The sequence below is a fragment of the Pseudaquabacterium inlustre genome (genome assembly GCF_038066595.1).
GTDB classification, from domain to species: domain Bacteria; phylum Pseudomonadota; class Gammaproteobacteria; order Burkholderiales; family Burkholderiaceae_C; genus Pseudaquabacterium; species Pseudaquabacterium inlustre.
In genome coordinates this window covers 556592-577479 of sequence record NZ_JBBUTH010000007.1, presented here as the reverse complement: position 1 = coordinate 577479, position 20888 = coordinate 556592, and the positions used below count along the sequence as shown (strand labels likewise).

Here is a 20888-nt window from a genome sequence, read left to right as displayed (position 1 = left end):
CACGCGACAGGCCATGCTGAGCACCTACACCTACCCCCGCTACGCCTACCAGCGACCACCCGAGCTGGACGCCCCCGGCACCGTGCCGCGCCACCCGGTGGTGGTGGTGGGCGCCGGCCCGGTGGGCCTGGCCGCGGCCATCGACCTGGCCCAGATGGGCCAGCCCGTGGTGCTGCTGGACGACGACGACACGGTCAGCGTCGGTTCGCGCGGCCTGTGCTACGCCAAGCGCGCGCTCGAGGTGCTGGACCGCCTGGGCGTGGGCGACGCCGTGGTGGCCAAGGGCGTCACCTGGAACGTGGGCCGCACCTTCCACGGCGATGCCGAGGTGTTCCGCTTCAACCTGCTGCCCGAGGCCGACCACGAGCGCCCCGGCATGGTCAACCTGCAGCAGTACTACCTCGAGCAGTACCTGGTCGAGCGTGCGCAGCAGCTGCCCAACCTGACGCTGCGCTGGAAGCACAAGGTCACGGCCGTGCAGCCCAACGCGCAGGGGGCGCGGCTGTCGGTCGAGACGGCCGATGGCTCGTTCGAGCTCGATGCCGACTGGCTGGTGGTGGCCGATGGCGCACGCAGCCCCATCCGCCGCATGCTGGGCCTGGACATCGAAGGCAAGGTCTTCCAGGACCGCTTCCTGATCGCCGATGTGGTGATGAGAGCCGACTTCCCGGCCGAACGCTGGTTCTGGTTCGATCCGCCCTTCCATCGCAATCAATCGGTGCTGCTGCACCGCGAGGCCGACAACGTCTGGCGCATCGACTTCCAGCTGGGCTGGGACGCCGACCCCGAGGCCGAGAAGCAGCCCGAGCGGGTGATCCCGCGCATCCAGGCCATGCTGGGCCCTGACCACGCATTCGACCTGGAATGGGTCAGCGTTTACACCTTCCAGTGCCGGCGCATGACGAGCTTCCGCCACGGCCGCGTGCTGTTCGCGGGTGATGCGGCGCACCAGGTGTCGCCGTTCGGCGCGCGTGGCGCCAACTCGGGCCTGCAGGACACCGACAACCTGGTGTGGAAGCTCGATCTGGTGATGCGGGGTCTGGCGCCCGAGGCGCTGCTGGACAGCTACAGCGCCGAGCGCGTGGCCGCGGCCGACGAGAACCTGATGAACTCGACGCGCTCCACCGACTTCATCACGCCCAAGAGCCAGGTCAGCCGTGATTTCCGCAATGCCGTGCTGACGCTGGCCGGCGAGCACGCCTTTGCCCGCGCGCTGGTCAATTCCGGGCGGCTCAGCGTGCCGGCGCACCTGCTGGACTCGGCGCTGAACACGCCCGACGCCGCCCCGTTCGAAGGCCTGATGCGGCCCGGCGCGCCCATGGCCGATGCCCCGGTGCAGCGCCAGGGCCGGCCCGGCTGGCTGCTGCGCGAGGCAGGCAACCGCTTCCAGCTGATGCTGTTCGTGCCGACGGCCGAATCGCTGTCGGCCGCGCAGCGCGAGGCCATCGCCCGCCTGGCCGATGCGCCGATCCCGGTGCACACGCTGCTGGTTGCCGAGCGCGATGGCGTGGCCCCGGCCGGCGCCACGCTGGTGGTGGATGCCACCGGCACCGCCCGCCACCGCTACGATGCCCGGCCCGGCACCGCCTACCTGCTGCGCCCCGACCAGCATGTGGCGGCCCGCTGGCGCCAGCTGGATGCGGCGGCCGTGCGCGCCGCCGTGGCCCGCGCCACCTGCCAAGACTGACGTCAAGCCTGACGCCACGCCCGACGCCCCGACGACCATGGCCCACCTCAACACCCAGCCCCATTTCGGCCTGCCCGGCCAGACGCCGCTGCACGCCTTCAGCCCCGGCGATGATTTCTACGAAATGCTGATCGACACCCACCGCAACCTGAGCGACGAGGCCAGCCGCCTCGTCAACGCCCGGCTGATCCTGCTGCTGGCCAACCACATCGGCGATCTGCGCGTGCTGAAGGAGGCGCTGGCCGCCGCCCGCGCCGGCGTCGCCCCCACCGAAGGAGCCAGCGCATGACGCTCGACCGCAGCCACGACGCCCAACGCAGCAGCTGGGTGGCCTCGGCCCAGGCCGACGGCACGGATTTCCCGATCCAGAACCTGCCCTACGGCCGCTTCCGCCGCGCGGGCAGCCAGGAGCCCTGGCGCATCGGCGTGGCCATCGGCGACCAGATCCTCGACCTGGCCGCCGCCCGCCCGGCACCCGGCTGGCCGGCCGAGCTGGCGCCGCAGCTGGATGCGCTGGCCGGCGGCGACCTGGCGGCCGTGATGGCCGCGCCCAAGGCCACGCGCGTGGCGCTGCGCCTGGCCCTCAGCGATGCGCTGGCGGCCGGATCGACCCAGCAGGCCGCACTGGCCCATGCGCTGGTGCCGCAATCGGCGGCCGAGATGACGCTGCCCTGCCCGATCGGCGACTACACCGATTTCTACGCCAGCATCCACCACGCCACCACCATCGGCCGCATGTTCCGGCCCGACAACCCGCTGCTGCCCAACTACCGCTGGGTGCCCATCGGCTACCACGGCCGCGCGTCGTCGATCAACGTCAGCGGCACGCCGATCCGCCGCCCACTGGGCCAGACCAAGCCCGCCGGCAGCCCGCCCGAGGCGCCGCCGGTGTTCGGCCCCTGCCAGCGGCTGGACTACGAGCTGGAACTGGGCGCCTTCGTGGCCCAGGGCAACACCCAGGGCGAGCCGGTGCCGCTGGCCCAGGCCGAAGACCGCCTGGCCGGCATGGTGCTGCTCAACGACTGGAGCGCGCGCGACATCCAGGCCTGGGAATACCAGCCGCTGGGCCCGTTCCTGTCGAAGAACTTCGGCAGCACCATCTCGCCCTGGCTGGTCACGATGGAGGCGCTGGCGCCGTACCGCGTGCCTTTCGTGCGCGCCGCCGGCGAGCCCGATCCGCTGCCCCACCTGGACAGCCCGGCCAACCGCGAGACCGGCGCCATCGACCTGACGATCGAGGTGTGGCTGCAGACCGCCGCGATGCGCGAGCGCGGTGAGGCTGCCGTGCGCCTGTCGCGCGGCAACTTCAAGGAGTCGTACTGGACGCTGGCGCAGCTGCTCACGCACCACGCCAGCAACGGCTGTAACCTGGCCACCGGCGACCTGCTGGGCACCGGCACGCAAAGCGGACCGAAGCCCGAGGAAGCTGGCTCGCTGCTGGAACTGTCGATGGGTGGCAAGACGCCCGTGGCCTTGCCCGGCGGCGAAACGCGCAGCTTCCTGGCCGATGGCGACACGCTGACGTTGCGCGCCTATGCGCAGAAGCAGGGCGGCCCGCGCATCGGCTTTGGTGATTGCAGCGGTACCGTGCTGCCGTCACCCAAGCTCGGCTGAAGAGCACCGACGATCCGCCGAAGAACAAGGGCCGGCATTGCCGGCCCTTTGTCATGTCAGCGTCGCAGCGTGATCAGCGTGGAACGTCCGGCGCCGGCAGGGACGGAGCGGTCGAGATCTTCGGCGCCGTGCGCACCGACAGCCACATCGTCACCGCCAGGATGCCCACCACCACGCCCAGCGAGGCCAGCACCGGGATCTTCACCAGGTCGATCAGCATCATCTTGGTGCCGATGAAGGCCAGGATCACCGCCAGGCCGTAGCTCAGCAGGTGGAACTTGGCCGCCACCGCTTGCAGCAGGAAGTACATCGCGCGCAGGCCCAGGATGGCGAAGATGTTGGACGTGAGCACGATGAACGGGTCGGTGGTGATCGCGAAGATCGCCGGGATCGAGTCCACCGCGAAGATCACGTCGGTGATGCCCACCAGCGCCACCACCAGCAGCAGCGGCGTGGCGATGCGCGTGCCGTTTTCCACCGTCCAGAACTTCTCACCGTCGAAGCCGCGGCTGACCGGCATCACGCGCTTGAGCAGCTTGAGCGCCGGGTTGTCGTCCAGGTTGGCCTCCTTGCCGGCGGCCCACCACATCTTGATGCCGGTGATCAGCAGGAAGGCGCCGAACACGTACAGCACCCAGTGGAACTGCGTGATCAGCCACGAGCCGGCCAGGATCATCAGGCTGCGCAGCACGATGGCGCCGACGATGCCGATCATCAGCACCCGCTTCTGGTACGCCGGCGGCACCGCGAAGTAGGTGAAGATCATCAGGAAGACGAAGATGTTGTCGACCGCCAGGCTCTTCTCGATCAGGTAGCCGGTCAGGAACTCGAGTGCCTTGGTGTTGGCCACGGCCTGGCCGTGGTCCTGCGCCACCGCCCACCAGAACAGGCCGTTGAACGCGAAGCTGGCGGCCACCCACACCACCGACCAGCGCACGGCCTCGCGCACCGAGACCTCGTGCGCGCCCTGCTTGCGCAGCACGACGAAGTCGACGAACAGCGCCACCAGCACGGTGGCGACAAAGAAGATCCACAACCAGGTGGGTGCGATCGTGTCCATGGGTCAGGTCCTTTCGAATGGCGCGATTCTGGGCAAGCTTGGTGCATCGTTGTTTCGACAGGATCTGGCGGAACCTTCGGAAAAAGCGAAGATCCACAGCGCATGCCCACACCGATGGCCACGCCCCGATGAACCTGAACTACCGCCACCTCTACTATTTCTGGCTGGTCTGCAAGGAAGGCGGCTTCACCCGCGCCGCCGAGCGCCTGGACATGGCCGTGCAGACCATCAGCGCCCAGGTGCGCGAGCTGGAGAAGTCGCTGGGCCACCAGCTGCTCAAGCCGGCCGGGCGCGGCGTGGCGCTCACCGAGGCCGGCCAGGCTGCGTTCGCCAAGGCCGACGAGATCTTCCAGATCGGCCAGAGCATTGGCGAGCATGTGCGCGAGGCCGCCACGCAGCCGGTGCAGCGCCTGGCCGTGGGCCTGGTGGACGGCATTTCCAAGCAGGCCGCGCACGCGCTGCTGGCGCCGGTGCTCGATGAACCCCAGCTGCGCCTGGTGTGCCACGAGGGCGAGCAGGGCCAGCTGCTGGCCGAACTGGCGATGCACCAGCTGGATCTGGTGCTGGCCGGCCAGCCGGCGCCGTCCAACCCCAACCTGCGCCTGGCCAGCGAGCGCCTGCTGGCCGCGCCGGTGCAGTGGCACGGCCCGGCCGGCCTGGTGCGCGCGGCCGAGGTGGCGCGCTTTCCGCAATGCCTGAACGAGCTGCCGGTGCTGCTGCCCACGGCGCATTCACCGCTGCGGCCGCGGCTGGAGCAGTGGTTCGACGCGCAGGGTCTGGCGCCGCGCGTGGTGGGCGAGTTCGAGGACAGCGCGCTGCTGTCGCTGTTCGCGGCGCGCGGGCTGGGCGTGTTTCCGCTCAGCGCCGCGGGCGCCGACGATGTGGCCATCACCCGCGGCCTGAAGCTGCTGGGCGAGACGCCCGAGGTGCTGGACGAGGTGCATGCCATCCGCACCCGGCGCAGCCAGCACCACCCGCTGGTGCAGCGGGTGATGCAGGCGGCGCGGGCGGCGGGCGGCTGAAATGGGGCGGTCGTGCTCAGGTGAGCGCCGGGCCGCCCCAAGCCGCCTGAGCACCCGCCCGGCGGGTGGGCGCCGTACCCGGCGACCGGGTGTCCCACTCAGGCCGCGGCCTGCAGCACCGCCGCGCCGCCGCTGCGTGCCAGGGCCTGCGTCACCGGCTGCACCTCGCCAGCATCGAACAGGCCCCAGCGCACGATCATCGAGCCCAGCAGCGACAACTCGCCCTCGGCCGCGTGGCCATCGGCGCGGGTGGCGGCCATGGCCAGCTCGAACACCTGGCGCTGCAGCGCGGGGTCGTCCACCTCGTCCAGCAGGGCCAGCACGGTGTCGTCGTCCAGCGCCTGCGCCAGGCCGGCCGCGGAGGGGGCGGCGGCCAGCAGGTCGTCGCACAGCTGGTGCAGCAGCTGGGCCAGCGCGCCGGGCGCCAGGCCCAGACGCCGCTCGGCCTGCTGGGCCTGCAGGCCCTCCAGCTCGGAACGGCACACATGGCCATCGGCCATCACCACCAGGGCCAGCAAGCGGCCGGCGGCCTCGGGGCTGTTGCGGGGAAGCGAGCGCATCGGGAAGTCCTCCTTGGACATCGGGTGGCACAAGCGCCGGGCTGCGGGATGCGGCCTGGCGTGGGGCGAAATCTCGGGCCGCAGGGCCGCGGTCGCAAGCAGGCCGGCCCGCATCCAGGCTTCGAAGGAACCGAAGCATCCGGCACCGATTTGCAGCTTCAATGCGGGGCTTGCCTGAGCCCTTGCCGATGAACCCTGCCGACGACCCACCGCGCCCCCTGTCCACCCCGCACGCGCCGGGCGCTGGTGAGCCCCCCGACCTGACGCTGGACGAACTGCTGCAGCACCAGGGGCCGGCCAGCAGCCCGATGCTGCTGCTGGTGCTGGCCCTGCTGTGCGTGCTGCCGGTGGCTGGCGTGGGCACGCTGCTCAGCGGCGCCATCGCGCTGCTGGCGCTGGGCTGGGCGCGCGGCGCGCCACCCCCGGCGCTGCCGCGGCGGCTGGGCGGCTTCCGCCTCGGGCCGGTGTGGTCGCGCCGCGTGCTGCGCGCACTGCAGGCGGTGCATGCGTTGCGTCAGCGCTGGTTCCGCGCGCGGCTCAGCCTGCTGGCGCATCCGGCCACGGCGCTGTTCTGGGCCGCCTGGATCGCGCTGATGGCGCTGATCATCTTTCTGCCCCTGCCGCTGGGCAATGTGCTGCCGGGCCTGAGCCTGGTGTTGCTGGCGCTGGGCTGGATGGCCCGCGACGGCCTGGCACTGCTGCTGTCGGCGGCCAGCGGCGGCGGCGCCATCGCCATGCTGCTGTGGCTGGGCGATCTGGCCTGGGCCACGCTGGCCAACCTGGGCCAGGGCCTGCGCGTGTGAGCGCGTGCCCGGTGGCGCAGCGGGTCAGCGCGCCACGCGCCGCGCCGTCAGCGGCACCAGGCCCATCAGCGCGGCCAGGCCCCAGAACACCGCCGGCAGGCCGATCTGCTGGCTGACCAGGCCCACCAGCGCCGGGCCGCTGAGGTAGCCGGCATAGCCGATGGTGGTGAGCGCCGAGACGGCCAGGGCCGGCGGCATCACCGTCTGTGCCCCGGCGCGGCGGAACAGCACCGGCACCACGTTGGCCGCACCCAGGCCGATCAGCGCGAAGCCGCCCAGCGCCAGCACCACGCCGGGCGCCGCCAGCAGGCCGAAGCCGGCCAGGGCCAGCAGGCCGCCGGTGCGCAGCACGGCGCGCTCGCCCCAGCGCGCCACCAGCGCGTCGCCGGTCAGCCGGCCAGCGGTCATGGCCACCGAAAACAGCACGAAGCCCAGACCGGCGCGCGCCTCGGGCAGCAGCGCGCGGTCGACCAGCAGCAGCGCGCCCCAGTCGAGCAGCGCGCCCTCCACCAGAAAGCATGCGGCCGCCAGCGCGGCCAGCAGGCGCACCGGGCCGCGCGGCCAGGCCAGGGTGTGGCCGCTGCCGGCATCGGGTGCCGCCCCCGCCGTACCCGCCGCCGGCTCACGCCCGGCGTCGGGCAGCAGGCCGCGGGCGGCCAGCCACAGCGGCAGCAGCAGCGCCAGCGCGCAGGCCCCGGCGGCGGGCAGCGGCGCCAGGCCGTGGTCGAGCAGCGCGGTCATGGCCGCCGCGCCGGCAAAGCCGCCCAGGCTGAACAGCGCATGGAAGCCCGACATCTGCGGCCGGCCAGCGGCGCGTTCCACGGCCACGGCGTGCACGTTCATCGCCACGTCCAGCGAGCCCAGCGCGGCGCCGAAGGCCAGCAGCGCCAGGCCCAGCGCAAGGCCGGTGCCGGTCCAGGCCAGCAGCGGCAGCACCAGCAGCATGCCGAGTGCGCCGCCCAGCACCACCGGCCGGCAGCCGTGGCGGGCGCACAGCGGGCCGGTGCGCAGCATGGCCGCCACCGAGCCGATGCCCAGGCACAGCAGCAGCAGGCCCAGCGTGGCCTCGCCCACCTGCAGGCGCTGGCGGGCAAAGGGGATCAGCGGCGCCCAGCCGGCCACGCCGAAGCCGGCGATCCAGAAGGCGGCGCGGGTGGCGGTCGCGGCGCGTTGTGCCGCGCCGCGGTCCGCGTCGTTCACCGCGCTCACCGCGCCGGCAGCGGAAAGCTCGCCAGGCTGGCGTGGCCGCGCGCCGAGACGGCCTGCACGCCGAACACCACGTTGTCCTTGCTGACCGGCACGGTGACGCGCGTCACCGCTGGCCCCACGTCGAGGGCGTGCTGCCACACCGCGGCATCGGTGCGGCGCCACACCACGCGGTAGCCGGCCAGTTGCGCGGCCGGCTCGGGGTTGGCGGCCCAGCGCAGCGTGCTGTCGTTGGTCAGCTCGCCGGCCTCCAGCCGCACCTCGCGTGGCGGTTGCGGCGCCAGCGCCAGCGTGGCCAGCCCGGCGGCGTTGACGCGCGCCACATCGGCCACGTAGCCGAAGTCGACGAACTCGGGCAGGTCGCCGTACTGCACATCGCCCTCGCGGCGCAGGTTCTGGTGCTGGTGGCGGAAGTTCTCGAAGGGCTCGGTGTAGCGCACGGCGGCGTAGCCGCGTTCCAGGAACGGCAGGTGGTCGCCGCCGCGCAGGTAGCGGTCGCGGCGCTGGATCAGGTTCACCGTGAAGCCAGGCAGGTGCGCCTCGGCGGCGGCCTTCAGGTGGCGGCCGAACTGCAGCGTGGGCAGGTCCTCGCTGCCGCCGGCCAGTGCGATGGCCTGCAGCGCGGCGCGGGTGGCGGCATCGGGGCGGTTGACGTCGGCGGCCGGGTCAGCCTCGGCCGCATCCATGGCATTGGGCCGGTTGGCCTGGGCCTGCACCAGCAGGCGCAGCAGCGGATCGACGCCATCGGCGAACAGGCGGATCTCCTTGGGCGCGCGCTGGCCGAAATCGCCCACCGGGCTGCCGACGATGTCGTTGGTGATCATGCCTTCCACGCGCAAGCCCTGGCGCCGGGCTTCGCGCGCCCAGTGCGCGGCGCCCAGCAGGCCCTGCTCCTCGCCCGGCACGGCCAGGAACACCAGCGTGGCGTCGAATCGCTGCGCCGCCATCGTGCAGGCCAGCTCCATCACCACTGCGGTGCCCGAGGCGTCGTCGTCGGCGCCGGGCGCCTCGCCCTGGGCGTCCATCACGTCGCTGTTGCGCGAGTCGTAGTGGCCGCTGACGACCAGCAGGCGCGCCTGGCCGGTGGCCGATGTGCCGGGCAGCGTGGCCACCACGTTGACCAGCTCGGTGGGCGCCGCCAGGCGCTGGCCGGCCGGCTCGGTCCACACCTGTGTGCCCACCTGCAGCTGGCCGCCGGTGGCGGCGCTGCAGGCGCGCAGCTCGCGCTCGATCCAGCGCCGCGCGGCGCCGATGCCGCGGCTGTCGGATCGCGTGTCGGACGCCGTGTGCCGCGTGCCGAAGCCCACCAGCGTGCGGATGCGCTGCTCGATGCGCGCCGGCGACACGGCGGCCAGCACCGCGGCCACGGCCGGGTCTTGCGGTGGCGCCGGAACGGGCGCGGGCGTGAACGGCGCCTGGGCCTGCGCCGGCAGCGCGGCCAGGCCAGCGGCCAGCAGCGTCGCGGTCAAGGTGTGCGATGAAGCGGCGAAAGCCGTCGATTTCAATTGGCGCAGAAAGGGCACAGGCATGGCCCGATGTTAGACAGGCCGGGCCATGCCCCTGCCCGCCGCAGGGGCCACCGGGCGCTCACAACTGGCGTTCGAGCTGCAACCGCAGCCGTGCGAAGCCATCGGTGTCGTACAGCCGGGTGCTGCCGATGGCGCCGGGCGGCGCATCGCTGGCCGGCAGGTAGCGCGTGCGCTCGTGGCGCGTGGGGCGCAGCAGGTTGGCGGCGCCCAGGCGCAGCTGGGTGCGCGGGTCGATGCGGCACAGCGCATAGGCATCGAGCGTGCCGCTGGCCGAGTCGCGCGTGTCCCACAGGCCACCCGCGACACCCGTGTCACCCGGGCCGGCCATCAGCGTGGCCTGGGTGCCGGCGCGCCAGGCCAGGCTGGCACCCAGCGTCCAGCGTGGGTTGACGGTCCAGTCGGCGCCCAGGTGGGCGCTGAGGGGTTGCTGTGCCGCCAGCACGTTGTGCGGGCCGGGCAGTCGGTCCACGCGCGAGGCGTTCCAGGCCAGGCTGGCGCTCAGGTTCAGCGCCGGGGCCTCGGGCCGCAGCTGGCGCAGCGGCGCCTTCCATTCCAGCTCGGCGCCCCAGGCCCAGGCGGCGCCGCTGTTCATCAGCGTGCTGACCCAGCTGGCGCCGTCCTGGAACAGCTGGCGCATCACCACGGCGTCGATGCGCCGCAGATGCGCGCCGACCGACCAGAAGCCCTGCGCGCCGAAGCTGGCCTCGTAGGCCGCGTCCAGGCCCCAGGCCAGCTCGGGCCGCAGCGCCGGGTTGCCCTGCTGGTCGGGGTTGCTGGGGCTGTTGCCGTTGTTCACCGTGTAGCGGCGCGGCACCAGGCTGGCCGGTGCCGGCGCCTTGTAGGTGCGGGCCAGCGCCAGGCGCAGCTGCTCCTTCGGGCGATCCGGCAGCTTCCACACCAGCTGGGCCACCGGGCTGGGCACGCTGCTGCGCTGGCGCACCGGGCTGAAGCTCAGGCCCGTGACCTCGGTGTCCAGGCCTTCCCAGCGCAGGCCCAGGTACAGCGCCAGGCCGGGCCGCAGGCGCCACTCGTCCTGGGCGAACAGCGCCAGCTGGCGCACCGTGGCGGTGTAGGCCTGGTCGAGGCTGTAGACCAGCGCGTCGGCGGCATCGCGGTCGCGCTGCTGGCGCTGCTCGCTGCGGCGCAGCAGCGCGCCATCCCAGCCCAGGGCCAGGCGGTGCGTGTCGCCCAGGTCGAGGCTGAAGCTGCCCTTGAACGGCGCGGCGTCATCCACCGCGTTGGAGTGCACCGCGCGGTCCAGTGCCGGGTGGCCCGCGTCGGCATCGGCCCGCGTGGCAAAGCCCTGGAAGTCGAAGTCGGTGTCGCGGCGGTTGTGATGGAGGCCCAGCTTGGCATCGAGCTGCGCGGCCTCGCCCAGCTGGCGCGTCCAGGCCAGGTCGGCACGCAGCGTGCGCGCCACGTAGCGGCGGTTGCGCCAGTCGCTGGCCGGGTAGTCGCTGGGCGCGCCTTGCAGCGTGTCCTCGCGCATCGTCCAGTGCGCCGGGGCGTCCTGGTGTTGCAGTAGCGCTTGCAGGCTGAGGGTCTGGCGCTCGTCCTTCCAGCTCAGGCGCGGCGTGAGGTTCAGCGTGGTGTTGCGCTGCCGGTAGTGCATGGCCGTGCGGCGCATCCCGGTGACCTGCTGGGCCGGGTCGAGCGTAAGGTCGGTGATGGTGGCCGTCTCCACCGGTTGCGCCAGGCTGGCGCTGGCCGACAGCTGGGCCTGCAGCGCGCCGGCCTGCTGCTGCCACTGCAGGCTGGCGGAGGGGCTGGCGCGGCCCGATGCCTGCTCCAGCCCCAGCTTCAGGCTGCGCTGGGTGACGCTGACGCGCTTGCGCAGCACGATGTGGATCGTGCCGGCGATGCCGCGCATGGCGTACTCGGCCGATGGCGCGCGCAGGATCTCCACGCGCTCGATCATCTCGGGGTCCAGGCTGTCGATCGAGAAGCCGGCCGGCGCCGGGTCACCATCGATCAGGATCTGCGTGTAGCCCTGGCCCAGGCCGCGCAGGCGCAGCTCGCCATCCACCGTGACACCGGGCACGCGGCGCAGCGCGTCGCGCAGCGAGCGGTCGCCGAACTTCAGCAAGGCCTCGCGCGGCACCACGATGCGGCTGGTGAGCTCCAGCTGGCGCGCATCGGCCGGCGCGGCGCCCTGGATCTCCACGCGCTGGGCTGACGTGGATGGAGCGGGAGCGGCGTCACTGGCCTGGCCATCGGCTGCCAGGCTGGGCGCGGCGAGTGGCGTGGCGGCAGCCAGCGCCCAAGCGGCCGCCGTCGTGGATAACTTCATCAATGCGCGTCCTGATCAGCGCGGCGCAGTATGCCCGACGGGCGCCTGCGCCGTGCTGCTTTCATCCCATCATCAGCCGCCACGCCAGCCCGGCCAGGCCGGCGCCCAGCACCACGCGCAGCACGCTCTGCTTGCCGCGCCACAGCGCCAGCGCGGCCACGATGCCGATCACCGCGGCCGGCCATTCGACGCCGCCGCCCCAGCCGGCAGGCCACAGCACATGCCAGGCGAAGAACAGCGCCAGGTTCAGGATCACGCCCACCACCGCCGCGGTGATGGCGGTGAGCGGCGCGGTGAAGCCCAGGCGGCCATGCGTGGTCTCGATGAAGGGCCCGCCCAGCAGGATGAAGGCGAACGAGGGCAGGAAGGTGAAGAACGTGACCACCGCAGCGGTCAGTGAGCCGGACAGCGCCGCCGAGTCGGCGCCGAACAGCGGCTGCCCCCAGCCGCCGACGAAGCCGACGAAGGCCACCACCATGATCAGCGGCCCCGGCGTGATTTCGCCCAGCGCCAGGCCGTCGATCATCTGCGGCGCGCTGAGCCAGTGGAAATGGTCCACCGCGCCCTGGTAGACGTAGGGCAGCACCGCATAGGCGCCGCCGAAGGTGAGCAGCGCCGCCTTGGTGAAGAACCAGCCCATCTGCGCCAGCAGGCCGTGCCAGCCACCGGCCAGCGCCAGAGCGCCCAGCGCGGCGGCCCACAGCAGGCCGAAGGCCAGCGCCACCTGCCGCAGGCGCGCCCAGCTGAAGCGCGCATGCGCCGGCGTGGGCGTGTCGTCGTCGATCAGCGCCGGCCCGCCGTGGCCCTGGGCCGCGCCATGGCCGCCGCCGCCGGCCCGGAAGTGCTGCGGCGCCAGCCGCCCGCCCACCGTGCCGGCCAGCGCGGCGGCCAGCACGATCAGCGGAAACGGCAGCTGCAGCGCGAAGATGGCCACGAAGGCCAGTGCGGCGATGCTCCACAGCCAGGCGTTCTTCAGCGTGCGCGAGCCGATGCGCCAGGCCGCATGCAGCACCAGGGCCGTGACGGCGGGCTTGATGCCGTAGAACACGCCGGCCACCGCCGGCAGGCTGCCCCAGGCCATGTAGACCCACGACAGCGCCACCAGCAGCAGCAGCGACGGCAGCACGAACAGCCCGCCGGCCACCAGGCCGCCCCAGCGCCCGTGCATCAGCCAGCCGATGTAGGTGGCCAGCTGCTGCGCCTCGGGGCCGGGCAGCACCATGCAGAAGTTCAGCGCATGCAGGAAGCGCCGTTCGCTGATCCAGCGCCGGCGTTCCACCAGGTCCTCGTGCATCAGCGCGATCTGCCCGGCCGGGCCACCGAAGCTGACGCAGCCCAGCTTCAGCCAGTAGGCGAAGGCCTGGGCGCGCGTGGGCGCCGGCGGTGGTGCGGGTGCGGGTGCGGGTGCGGTGGGTGGCGAGGGGTGGTGTGCGGTCATGGGGTGTTGTGCCGGGCCAGCCAGGCATCGCGCTGGCGGATGAAGCTGGCGGCCTGTGCGCCCAGCCAGGCGCGCACGGCCTCGACGCCGGGCACGGCATCGGCCGGCGCCACCAGGCGGTAGGCGGCGCGGCCTCGCAGTGCCACGCCGCCATCGGCCAGGCGGAACGGCGCCACCAGCCGGCCGGCGGCCAGATCGTCCATCACCAGCGCGGCGCGGCCCATGGCCACGCCCTGGCCGGCCAGCGCGGCGGCCAGCGCCAGCTGCGTGAGGTTGAAGTGCCGGCCCAGGTGCAGGCCCTGGGCCAGCGCGGGGGGCAGGCCGGCGGGCCGTGCGGCCTGCAGCCACTGCAGCCATTCCTCGTGCGGGCCGGCGCCGTCCCAGGCCTGGTCGTCGTGCAGCAGCTGCTCGGGCGCCAGCGTGTCCAGCTGCGGCGGCTGCGGCTGCGCGGCCAGCCAGGCCGGGCTGGCCACCGGCAGCAGCCATTCGTCGAGAAACAGGCTGTCCTGCAGGTCGGCATAGCCGCCGGGGTCGTAGCGCACGGCGGCGGCCAGGCCGCGCTGGGCCATGCGCGCGCGGTCCAGCGATTCGAACTCGCCCAGCACGCGCAGCTCCAGCCCCGGATGCTGGCGGAAGAAGTCGCCCAGCCGCGGCGTCAGCCAGCCCATCGCGAAGGATGGCGCGCAGCTCAGCGTCAGCGGCGCGCCCTCGGCTGGTGCACGCAGTTGCAGCAGCGCGGCTTCCAGCGCGTCGAAGGATTCGCGCAGCACGCCGTGCAGGCGCAGGCCCTCGGGCGTGAGCACCAGCGCGCGCGGGCTGCGCAGGAACAGCGGCCGCCGCAGCCACTGCTCCAGCTGCTTGACCTGCTGGCTCACCGCGCCCTGGGTGATGCACAGCGTGGCCGCTGCCTGCGTGAAGCTGCGCGCGCGCGCCGCGGCATCGAAGCAGCGCAGCCACGACAGCAGCGAGGGGTTCAGCGCAGAGGTCACTTCGGCATTGGTGAAACTAATGTGCGGATGAGTATAAGTGGCTTGCCGCCGCGGCCCGCCGGCCCGAGGATGCAGGCCATGTCACTGCCTGTTCACGCCGCCGTCACGCCCTCGACATCACCGCTGCCGACCTGGCACAGCGGCATCGACTGGGTGGCCCTGGCCGGTGGCCGGCCGGTGTGCTGGGCGCAGCGGGCTGCCCCCAGTGGCATCGATGATGCGGCGACCACGGCCGGCGCGGCCAGCGCCCCGCCGGCCGGCGGCCTGCCTGCCGCCGCGCAGCGCCTGGCCTGGTTTGCGCCGCTGCTGGCGCAGCTGTTTCCCGAGGCGCTGGCCGCGGCCGGCGGCCTGATCGAATCGCCGCTGCTGCCGGTGCCTGCGCTGCAGGCGGCGCTCGGCCTGCCGGCAGACGCCGGCACGCTGTTCGTCAAGGCCGACCATGCGCTGCCGGTGGCCGGCTCGGTGAAGGCGCGCGGCGGCATCCACGAGGTGCTGGAGCATGCCGAGGCCCTGGCCCTGCGCCACGGCCTGCTGCCGGCCGATCTGCTGACGAGCCCCCAGGCCCGCGCGCAGGTGCCGTCCACCGTGCTGGCCGGGCCCGCCGCACGGGCGCTGTTTGCCGCGCACCAGGTGGCCGTGGGCTCCACCGGCAACCTGGGCCTGGCCATCGGCGTGATGGCCGCAGCGCTGGGCTTCGAGGCCGTGGTGCACATGTCGGCCGAGGCCAAGGGCTGGAAGAAGGACCGGCTGCGCCAGCGCGGCGTGCGCGTGGTGGAGCACGCCGGCGACTACGCCGAGGCCGTGGCCGCCGGTCGTGCCGAGGCGCAGGCCGCCGGTGGCCGCATCCACTTCGTCGACGACGAGCGCTCGGCTTCGCTGTTCCTGGGCTATGCGGTGGCGGCCGAGCGCCTGGCCGCGCAGCTGGCCGCCGCCGGCCGCGTGGTGGATGCCGAGCATCCGCTGATCGTGTACCTGCCCTGTGGCGTGGGCGGCGCGCCGGGCGGCATCGCCTGGGGGCTGCGGCAGCGCTTCGGCGCGCATGTGCACTGCTTCTTCGCCGAGCCGGTGCAGTCGCCCTGCTTCCTGCTGGGCCTGCTGGCGGCGCATCCGCTGGCGCGCGCCCAGGTGCCGGCGCTGGCCGCGCAGGCAAGCCGGGCGGCCGCCGAGGGCGAGCCGCCGTCGGTGTACGACATCGGCCTGAGCAACCGCACCGAGGCCGACGGCCTGGCCGTGCCGCGCGCCAGCGCGCTGGCCCTGGCCTGGGCGGGGCCAGGCCTGGCCGGCGGCTACACCGTCACCGACGACGACCTGCACCGGCTGCTGCACCAGGCCGCGTTGAGCGAAGCCCTGCGCCTGGAGCCTTCGGCCGCCGCCGGCCTGGCCGGCCCGCGGCTGCTGCTGCACAGCCCTGCCGGCCGCGCCTGGCTCGATGCATCCGGCCTGCGCCCGCAACTGGCCCGCGCCACGCACATCGCCTGGACCACCGGCGGCCAGGCCGTGCCCGATGTCGAGATCGCCGCCTTCCGCCACCGCGGTGCGCAGCTGGCCGCCACGCCCTCCGACGACCCCGCGCTGGCGTCCTGAGCCGGCCCACCGTCTCGCCGTCCAGCCTGCCGTTCACCGCCCTCCCCATCCACCCCGTTCACCCCGCCCCTGTCGGAGACCTCATGACCCACCGCCCCTGCGCCCCTTCGAGCCCGTCGATCGCTGCACCGGCCCGCCGCCGGCTGCTGCGTGGCCTGGCGCTGACTGCCGCCACCGTCGGCGGTGCCGCCGCCCTGCCGGCGCTGGCCGCCGACGCCTGGCCGTCCAAACCCATCCAGATCGTCGTGCCCTTCCCGGCCGGCGGCGCCACCGACGTGATGGGCCGGCTGTTCGCCAAGGCGCTGGGCGAGAAGCTGGGCCAGACCGTGGTGGTGGAAAACCGCGGCGGCGCCGGCACGGTGATCGGCGCGGCCTATGCCGCCAAGGCGCCGGCCGACGGCTACACGCTGCTGATCAGCTCGGGCACCACCTTCACGGTCAACCCGGCCATCAACCCCAAGCTGCCGTACGACCCGGTCAAGAGCTTCGAGCCCATCGGCCTGGTGGGCCGCACGCCGCTGATCCTGCTGGCGCATCCGGACGTGAAGGCCAGCTCGCCCAAGACCTTTGCCGCGCTGGTCAAGCCCGCGCCGGGCAAGTTCACCTGGGCCTCGTTCGGCCAGGGCACCACCTCGCAGTTCACCGGCGAGTTGCTGCAGCGCGCCACCGAGACGCAGATGCTGCACGTGCCCTACAAGGGCAGCGCGCCGGCCATGACCGACCTGATGGCCGGCCAGGTGCAGTTCTCGGTGGACACGGTGACCGCCGCGATCCCGCAGCTCAAGGCCGGCAAGGTCAAGGCCATCGGCGTCACCACCGCCAAGCGCAGCGCGCTGCTGCCCGACGTGCCCAGCTTCCAGGAGCAGGGCTATGCGCTCAACGCCGACACCTGGCTGGCCTTCGTGGCGCCGCGCGGCCTGCCGCCGGCGGTGCGCGCCAAGCTGGAAAAAACCCTGCAGGAGCTGGTGGCCACGCCCGACATCCGCGAGAAGATGCTGGCCAACGGCATGGAGCCCGGCTTCCTGAACGGCGCCCAGCTGGGCCAGCTGATCGAGAACGAGCTGCCGATCATGCGGGCCACCGCGGCCCGCGCCAACATCAAGGCTGAATGAGCACCTTCACGCCCCTGCCCGACGCGGCGCACCCAGGCCAGGCGGCCGCCACGCTGCCCACCCCCACGCTGCTGCTGGACGCGGCACCGTTCGAGCGCAACCTGCAGCGCCTGCAGGCCGCCGCGCAACGCCATGGCGTGGCCGTGCGGCCGCATGCCAAGGCGCACAAGTGCCCCGCCGTGGCGCTGGCGCAGGTGCGCGCCGGCGCGGTGGGCATCTGCGTGCAGAAGGCCAGCGAGGCCTGGCCGTTCCTGGAAGCCGGCGTGCGCAGCGTGCATGTCAGCAACCAGCTGGCCGGCGCGCTGCAGGCCGGCTGGCTGGCGCGTTGGGCGCGGGAAGGGCGCGGCGTGCAGCTGTCGGTGTGCGTGGACGATGTGCGCCAGGTGGCCACGCTGGCCGAGGCCGCCGCACGCGAAGGCCTGGCCGGCGACCAGCGCCTGGGCGTGTTCGTCGAGATCGACATCGGCCAGGGCCGCTGCGGCGTGCCCGGCGCCGACCGCGACGCCTCGGCCGTGCGTCGCCTGATCGACGCCATCGCCGCCGCACCGGGCCTGCGCTGGGCCGGGCTGCAGGCTTACCACGGCGGCGTGCAGCATGTGCGCGATGCGGCCGAACGCCGCGCTTCAGCCCGCGCCGCCGCTGACCGTGCCGGCTCCGTGGTGGCCGCGCTGCAAGCCGCGGGCCTGTCGCCCGCCGTGGTGACCGGCAGCGGCACCGGCAGCGTGGGCTTCGACCTGGCCAGCGGCGTGTACACCGAGGTGCAGCCGGGCAGCTACGCCTTCATGGACCGCGACTACGCCGACAACGAAGCCGGTGGCGATTCTGGCGGCGCTGAAGACCTGCGCTTCGAGCACGCGCTGTTCCTGTTCAGCACCGTGATCAGCACCGCCACCCCTGGCCAGCTGGTGCTGGACTGCGGGCTCAAGACCCTGTCGGCCGAGAGCGGCCCGCCGCAGCCCTGGCCGCCGCGCGCCGGCTGGGGCCCGGTGCGCCTGAACGACGAACACGGCGTGGTGGCCCTGGCCGCCGATGCCGCGCCGCCGGTGCTGGGCGAGGTGGTCCGCCTGATCCCCGGCCACTGCGACCCCACCCTCAACCTGCACGACCGGCTGGTGGTGCTGCGCGACGGCCGCGTGGTCGATCTCTGGCCCATCGCGGCCCGCGGCCACAGCTGGTGAACGCCTTCCTGCCTTCTTGCCTGCTTTTCGATGAACGACAACGCCTCCCCCCACGCCGACCTGCTGTCCCTGTCTGCCGTGGAGCTGCGCCGCCGCATCGGCGCCAAGCAGCTTTCGCCGGTGGAACTGCTGGACGCCTGCGTCGCGCGCATCGCGGCGCTCAACCCGCATGTCAACGCCGTCACGGCCACGGCCTACGAGCGTGCCCGCGCCGAAGCCCGTGCGGCCGAGGCCGCGGTGATGCGCGGCGAGCCCCTGGGCCTGCTGCACGGCCTGCCGCTGGGCGTGAAGGACCTGGAAGAGACCGCCGGCCTGCTCACCACCTATGGCTCGCCGATCTACCGCGCCAATGTGCCGGCGCTGGACAACGTGCTGGTGGCGCGGCTGCGCGCGGCCGGCGCCATCGTCACCGCCAAGACCAACGTGCCCGAGATGGGCGCCGGCGCCAACAGCTTCAACCCGGTGTGGGGCGCCACCGGCAACCCCTTCGATCCGCGGCTGAACGCCGGCGGCTCGTCGGGCGGCTCGGCCTGCGCGCTGGCGCTGGATCTGCTGCCGATCTGCACCGGATCGGACACCGGCGGCTCGCTGCGCATCCCGGCGGCCAAGTGCGGTGTGGTGGGCTTCCGGCCGTCGCCGGGCCTGGTGCCCAGCGCGCGCCGGCCGCTGGGCTGGTCGCCGATCTCGGTGGTGGGGCCGATGGGCCGCACGGTGGCCGACGCCGCGCTGCAGCTGGCCGCCAGCGCCGGCGTGGACGCGAGCGATCCGCTGAGCTACCCGGTGGATGCCAGCGCCTTTCTGAACCTGCCGCCGGTCGATCTGGGCCGGCTGCGCGTGGGCATCACCGAGGACTTCGGTGTCTGCGACGTCGACGACGAGATCCGCGCCACCTTCCGCGCCAAGGTGGCGGCCATGAAGCCGCTGTTCCGCTCGGTGCACACGCTGGACTTCAGCGGTGATGAGCAGCCCTTCGCCCACGCGCACCGCTGCTTCGACGTGCTGCGCGCGGTGGCCTTCGTCACCGGCATGCGCGAGGCCTACGAGCGCGACCCGATGAGCCTGGGCCCCAACCCGCGCAGCAACTACGAGATGGGCGCGAAGATGAGCCTGCTGGATGTGTCGTGGGCCGAGGCCGAGCAGACGCGCCTGCTCAAGCGCTTCCAGCGCGTGTTCGACGAGGTGGACCTCGTGCTGTCGCCGGTGACGCCGGTGTCGCCCTTCGCCTGGACGCTGCCGCATGCCGCCAGCGTGGGCGGCCAGCCGCAGGCCAACTACTACCGTTGGCTGGCGCTGACCTATGTGACCACGCTGACCACCCACCCGGCGCTGGCCCTGCCCTGCGGCCGCGACGACAAGGGCCTGCCCTTTGGCCTGCAGGTGCTGGGCCGCTTCCGCGATGACCTGGGCACGCTGGCCGCCGGCCAGGCGATGGAAGCCGCCTTCGCCACCCACCCGGCGCTGGCCCGCCCGCGCCCCGATGCCGCACGCCTGGGCCCGGTGGAGCCGGCGCTGCGCTCCATCGTCACCGCGCCGCCGGTGCTGGATGCGGCCGCGGCGGCCGGCACTGCCAGTGCCGTTTGATCGGACAGCACGCACCATGAGCGACCACACCCCGATGGACTCCCCGATCGACACCCCGGCTCTGGCCGACATCGCCATCATCGGCGCCGGCATCGCCGGTGCCTCGCTGGCCTGGGCGCTGACCCATGCGCCCGATCAGGCCACGCCGCCACGCGTGCTGCTGCTGGAGCGCGAATCGCAGCCCGGCTACCACACCACCGGCCGCTCGGCCGCGCTGTACATGGCCAGCTACGGCACGCCGGCCATCCGCGCGCTCACCCGCGCCAGCCGCGATTTCTACGACGCGCCGCCGCCCGGCTTCACCGACCACCCGCTGCTGTCGCCGCGCGGCGTGCTGCATGTGGCCACCGCCGCCGAGCTGCCGGCGCTCGATGTGCTGCAGGCCGAACTGCAGGCCATCGACCCCACGGTGCGCCGCGTCGGCACGGCCGAGCTGCTGGCCACCGTGCCGGTGCTGCGGCCCGAGGCGGCCGTGGCCGGCCTGGTGGAAGACAGCGCCGCCGACATCGACGTGCATGCGTTGCACCAGGGCTACCTGCGCGGCGCGCGCGCGGCCGGCGCGACCTTGCTGACCCATGCGGAATTGACCGGCCTGGCGCATGACGGCGAAGCCTGGACGCTCACGCTGGCCGACGGGCGATGCTTGCGCGCCCGCCAGCTGGTGAACGCCGCCGGCGCCTGGGCCGATGCGGTGGGCGTGCTGGCCGGGGCCGCGCCCATCGGCCTGGAGCCGCGCCGGCGCAGCGCGTTCACCTTCGAGGCGCCCGCGGGCACCGACGCCAGCCGCTGGCCTGCCGTGGCCGCCGTGGTGGCCGATCACGGGCCGGACGGCGAAGCCTGGTACATCAAGCCCGATGCGGGCCTGATCCTCGGCTCGCCGGCCAATGCGGATCTCGTGACGCCGCACGACGTGGTGCCCGAGGAACTCGACATTGCACTCGGCATCCACCGCATCGAGCAGGCGACCACGCTGAGCATCCGCCGCCCGCGCAGCACCTGGGCGGGGTTGCGCAGCTTCGTGCCCGATGGCGACCTGGTGGTGGGGCCCGATGGTGCGGTGCCCGGCTTCTTCTGGCTGGCCGCGCAGGGCGGCTACGGCATCCAGAGCGCGCCGGGCGTGGCCGCGCTGGCCGCCAGCCTGCTGCTGGGCCGGCCACTGCCGGCCGAACTGGTGCGCGAAGGGGTGGACCCGGCCGCGTCGTCGCCGGCGCGGCTCAGACGCTGAGCCACAATCT

The 20888-nt window shown here is 73.4% G+C and carries 17 protein-coding genes; 10 read left to right on the top strand and 7 right to left on the bottom strand.

Going from position 1 to position 20888, the window contains the following annotated elements:
* The first annotated feature begins 13 nt into the window (after positions 1–13).
* From AACH10_RS14150 to fahA, 3 genes are read left to right on the top strand one after another with little or no spacing between them, the layout of a single operon-like run.
* Positions 14–1687 carry an FAD-dependent oxidoreductase gene (locus AACH10_RS14150; RefSeq protein ID WP_341411074.1) on the top strand — a complete coding sequence of 558 codons (1674 nt, stop codon included), beginning with the start codon at positions 14–16 and terminating at the stop codon, positions 1685–1687.
* A 37-nt stretch (positions 1688–1724) separates the two neighbouring features.
* Positions 1725–1976, top strand: a complete 252-nt coding sequence (locus AACH10_RS14145; protein WP_341411073.1) for a DUF2783 domain-containing protein — start codon at positions 1725–1727, stop codon at positions 1974–1976.
* Entirely contained in the window at positions 1973–3301 is a 1329-nt protein-coding gene (gene fahA, locus AACH10_RS14140; RefSeq protein WP_341411072.1) for a fumarylacetoacetase, read from the top strand. The genes AACH10_RS14145 and fahA overlap by 4 nt, the downstream gene beginning before the upstream one ends.
* A gap of 73 nt (positions 3302–3374) precedes the next feature.
* Here the strand turns inward: fahA and AACH10_RS14135 are convergent, their stop codons facing one another.
* Complete coding sequence (locus AACH10_RS14135) at positions 3375–4361, bottom strand: TerC family protein (protein ID WP_341411071.1); 987 nt, start codon at positions 4359–4361, stop codon at positions 3375–3377.
* Between the two features lie 128 nt (positions 4362–4489).
* Here AACH10_RS14135 and AACH10_RS14130 point away from each other — a divergent pair, with 128 nt between their 5' ends.
* Positions 4490–5383, top strand: coding sequence for a LysR family transcriptional regulator (locus AACH10_RS14130; RefSeq protein ID WP_341411070.1), 894 nt, complete (start codon positions 4490–4492; stop codon positions 5381–5383).
* 98 nt (positions 5384–5481) lie between these two features.
* Here AACH10_RS14130 and AACH10_RS14125 read toward each other — a convergent pair whose 3' ends face one another.
* The gene (locus AACH10_RS14125) at positions 5482–5943 is read right to left on the bottom strand and encodes a TerB family tellurite resistance protein (RefSeq protein WP_341411069.1); all 462 of its coding nucleotides are present in this window, start codon (positions 5941–5943) and stop codon (positions 5482–5484) included.
* A gap of 188 nt (positions 5944–6131) precedes the next feature.
* Between AACH10_RS14125 and AACH10_RS14120 the strand changes: the two genes are divergently transcribed.
* Complete coding sequence (locus tag AACH10_RS14120) at positions 6132–6746, top strand: exopolysaccharide biosynthesis protein (protein ID WP_341411068.1); 615 nt, start codon at positions 6132–6134, stop codon at positions 6744–6746.
* 24 nt (positions 6747–6770) lie between these two features.
* Here the strand turns inward: AACH10_RS14120 and AACH10_RS14115 are convergent, their stop codons facing one another.
* From AACH10_RS14115 to AACH10_RS14095, 5 genes are all read right to left on the bottom strand, one after another.
* The gene (locus AACH10_RS14115; RefSeq protein ID WP_341411067.1) at positions 6771–7946 is read right to left on the bottom strand and encodes an MFS transporter; all 1176 of its coding nucleotides are present in this window, start codon (positions 7944–7946) and stop codon (positions 6771–6773) included.
* 5 nt (positions 7947–7951) lie between these two features.
* A complete protein-coding gene (locus AACH10_RS14110; protein ID WP_341411066.1) occupies positions 7952–9421 on the bottom strand; it encodes a M28 family metallopeptidase in 1470 nt (489 codons plus the stop codon).
* Between the two features lie 118 nt (positions 9422–9539).
* Complete coding sequence (locus AACH10_RS14105) at positions 9540–11771, bottom strand: TonB-dependent receptor plug domain-containing protein (protein ID WP_341411065.1); 2232 nt, start codon at positions 11769–11771, stop codon at positions 9540–9542.
* 61 nt (positions 11772–11832) lie between these two features.
* Entirely contained in the window at positions 11833–13209 is a 1377-nt protein-coding gene (gene chrA / locus AACH10_RS14100; RefSeq protein ID WP_341411064.1) for a chromate efflux transporter, read from the bottom strand.
* The gene (locus tag AACH10_RS14095; RefSeq protein WP_341411063.1) at positions 13206–14198 is read right to left on the bottom strand and encodes a LysR family transcriptional regulator; all 993 of its coding nucleotides are present in this window, start codon (positions 14196–14198) and stop codon (positions 13206–13208) included. Before AACH10_RS14095 ends, chrA begins: the two co-directional genes overlap by 4 nt.
* A 78-nt stretch (positions 14199–14276) precedes the next feature.
* Here AACH10_RS14095 and AACH10_RS14090 point away from each other — a divergent pair, with 78 nt between their 5' ends.
* The 5 genes from AACH10_RS14090 (at position 14277) to AACH10_RS14070 (ending at position 20878) form a co-directional block, all read left to right on the top strand.
* Positions 14277–15782, top strand: a complete 1506-nt coding sequence (locus tag AACH10_RS14090) for a D-serine ammonia-lyase (RefSeq protein WP_341411062.1) — start codon at positions 14277–14279, stop codon at positions 15780–15782.
* Between the two features lie 83 nt (positions 15783–15865).
* Positions 15866–16894 (top strand): Bug family tripartite tricarboxylate transporter substrate binding protein, encoded by a 1029-nt coding sequence (locus tag AACH10_RS14085; RefSeq protein WP_341411061.1) that lies wholly within the window; start codon positions 15866–15868, stop codon positions 16892–16894.
* Complete coding sequence (locus AACH10_RS14080) at positions 16891–18072, top strand: DSD1 family PLP-dependent enzyme (protein ID WP_341411060.1); 1182 nt, start codon at positions 16891–16893, stop codon at positions 18070–18072. The genes AACH10_RS14085 and AACH10_RS14080 overlap by 4 nt, the downstream gene beginning before the upstream one ends.
* Positions 18073–18102: 30 nt before the next feature.
* A complete protein-coding gene (locus tag AACH10_RS14075) occupies positions 18103–19653 on the top strand; it encodes an amidase (protein WP_341411059.1) in 1551 nt (516 codons plus the stop codon).
* 16 nt (positions 19654–19669) lie between these two features.
* Positions 19670–20878, top strand: coding sequence for an NAD(P)/FAD-dependent oxidoreductase (locus tag AACH10_RS14070; RefSeq protein WP_341411058.1), 1209 nt, complete (start codon positions 19670–19672; stop codon positions 20876–20878).
* Positions 20879–20888 lie beyond the last annotated feature (10 nt).

Bases quoted from the DNA above. Each gene is read 5' to 3' on its own strand.
- AACH10_RS14090 (WP_341411062.1), top strand. From the start codon at position 14,277: ATGTCACTGCCTGTTCACGCCGCCGTCACGCCCTCGACATCACCGCTG.
- chrA (WP_341411064.1), bottom strand. From the start codon at position 13,209: ATGACCGCACACCACCCCTCGCCACCCACCGCACCCGCACCCGCACCC.
- AACH10_RS14125 (WP_341411069.1), bottom strand. From the start codon at position 5,943: ATGCGCTCGCTTCCCCGCAACAGCCCCGAGGCCGCCGGCCGCTTGCTG.
- AACH10_RS14135 (WP_341411071.1), bottom strand. From the start codon at position 4,361: ATGGACACGATCGCACCCACCTGGTTGTGGATCTTCTTTGTCGCCACC.
- fahA (WP_341411072.1), top strand. From the start codon at position 1,973: ATGACGCTCGACCGCAGCCACGACGCCCAACGCAGCAGCTGGGTGGCC.
- AACH10_RS14130 (WP_341411070.1), top strand. From the start codon at position 4,490: ATGAACCTGAACTACCGCCACCTCTACTATTTCTGGCTGGTCTGCAAG.
- AACH10_RS14075 (WP_341411059.1), top strand. From the start codon at position 18,103: ATGAACGACAACGCCTCCCCCCACGCCGACCTGCTGTCCCTGTCTGCC.
- AACH10_RS14145 (WP_341411073.1), top strand. From the start codon at position 1,725: ATGGCCCACCTCAACACCCAGCCCCATTTCGGCCTGCCCGGCCAGACG.
- AACH10_RS14105 (WP_341411065.1), bottom strand. From the start codon at position 11,771: ATGAAGTTATCCACGACGGCGGCCGCTTGGGCGCTGGCTGCCGCCACG.
- AACH10_RS14085 (WP_341411061.1), top strand. From the start codon at position 15,866: ATGACCCACCGCCCCTGCGCCCCTTCGAGCCCGTCGATCGCTGCACCG.
- AACH10_RS14080 (WP_341411060.1), top strand. From the start codon at position 16,891: ATGAGCACCTTCACGCCCCTGCCCGACGCGGCGCACCCAGGCCAGGCG.
- AACH10_RS14120 (WP_341411068.1), top strand. From the start codon at position 6,132: ATGAACCCTGCCGACGACCCACCGCGCCCCCTGTCCACCCCGCACGCG.
- AACH10_RS14150 (WP_341411074.1), top strand. From the start codon at position 14: ATGCTGAGCACCTACACCTACCCCCGCTACGCCTACCAGCGACCACCC.
- AACH10_RS14070 (WP_341411058.1), top strand. From the start codon at position 19,670: ATGAGCGACCACACCCCGATGGACTCCCCGATCGACACCCCGGCTCTG.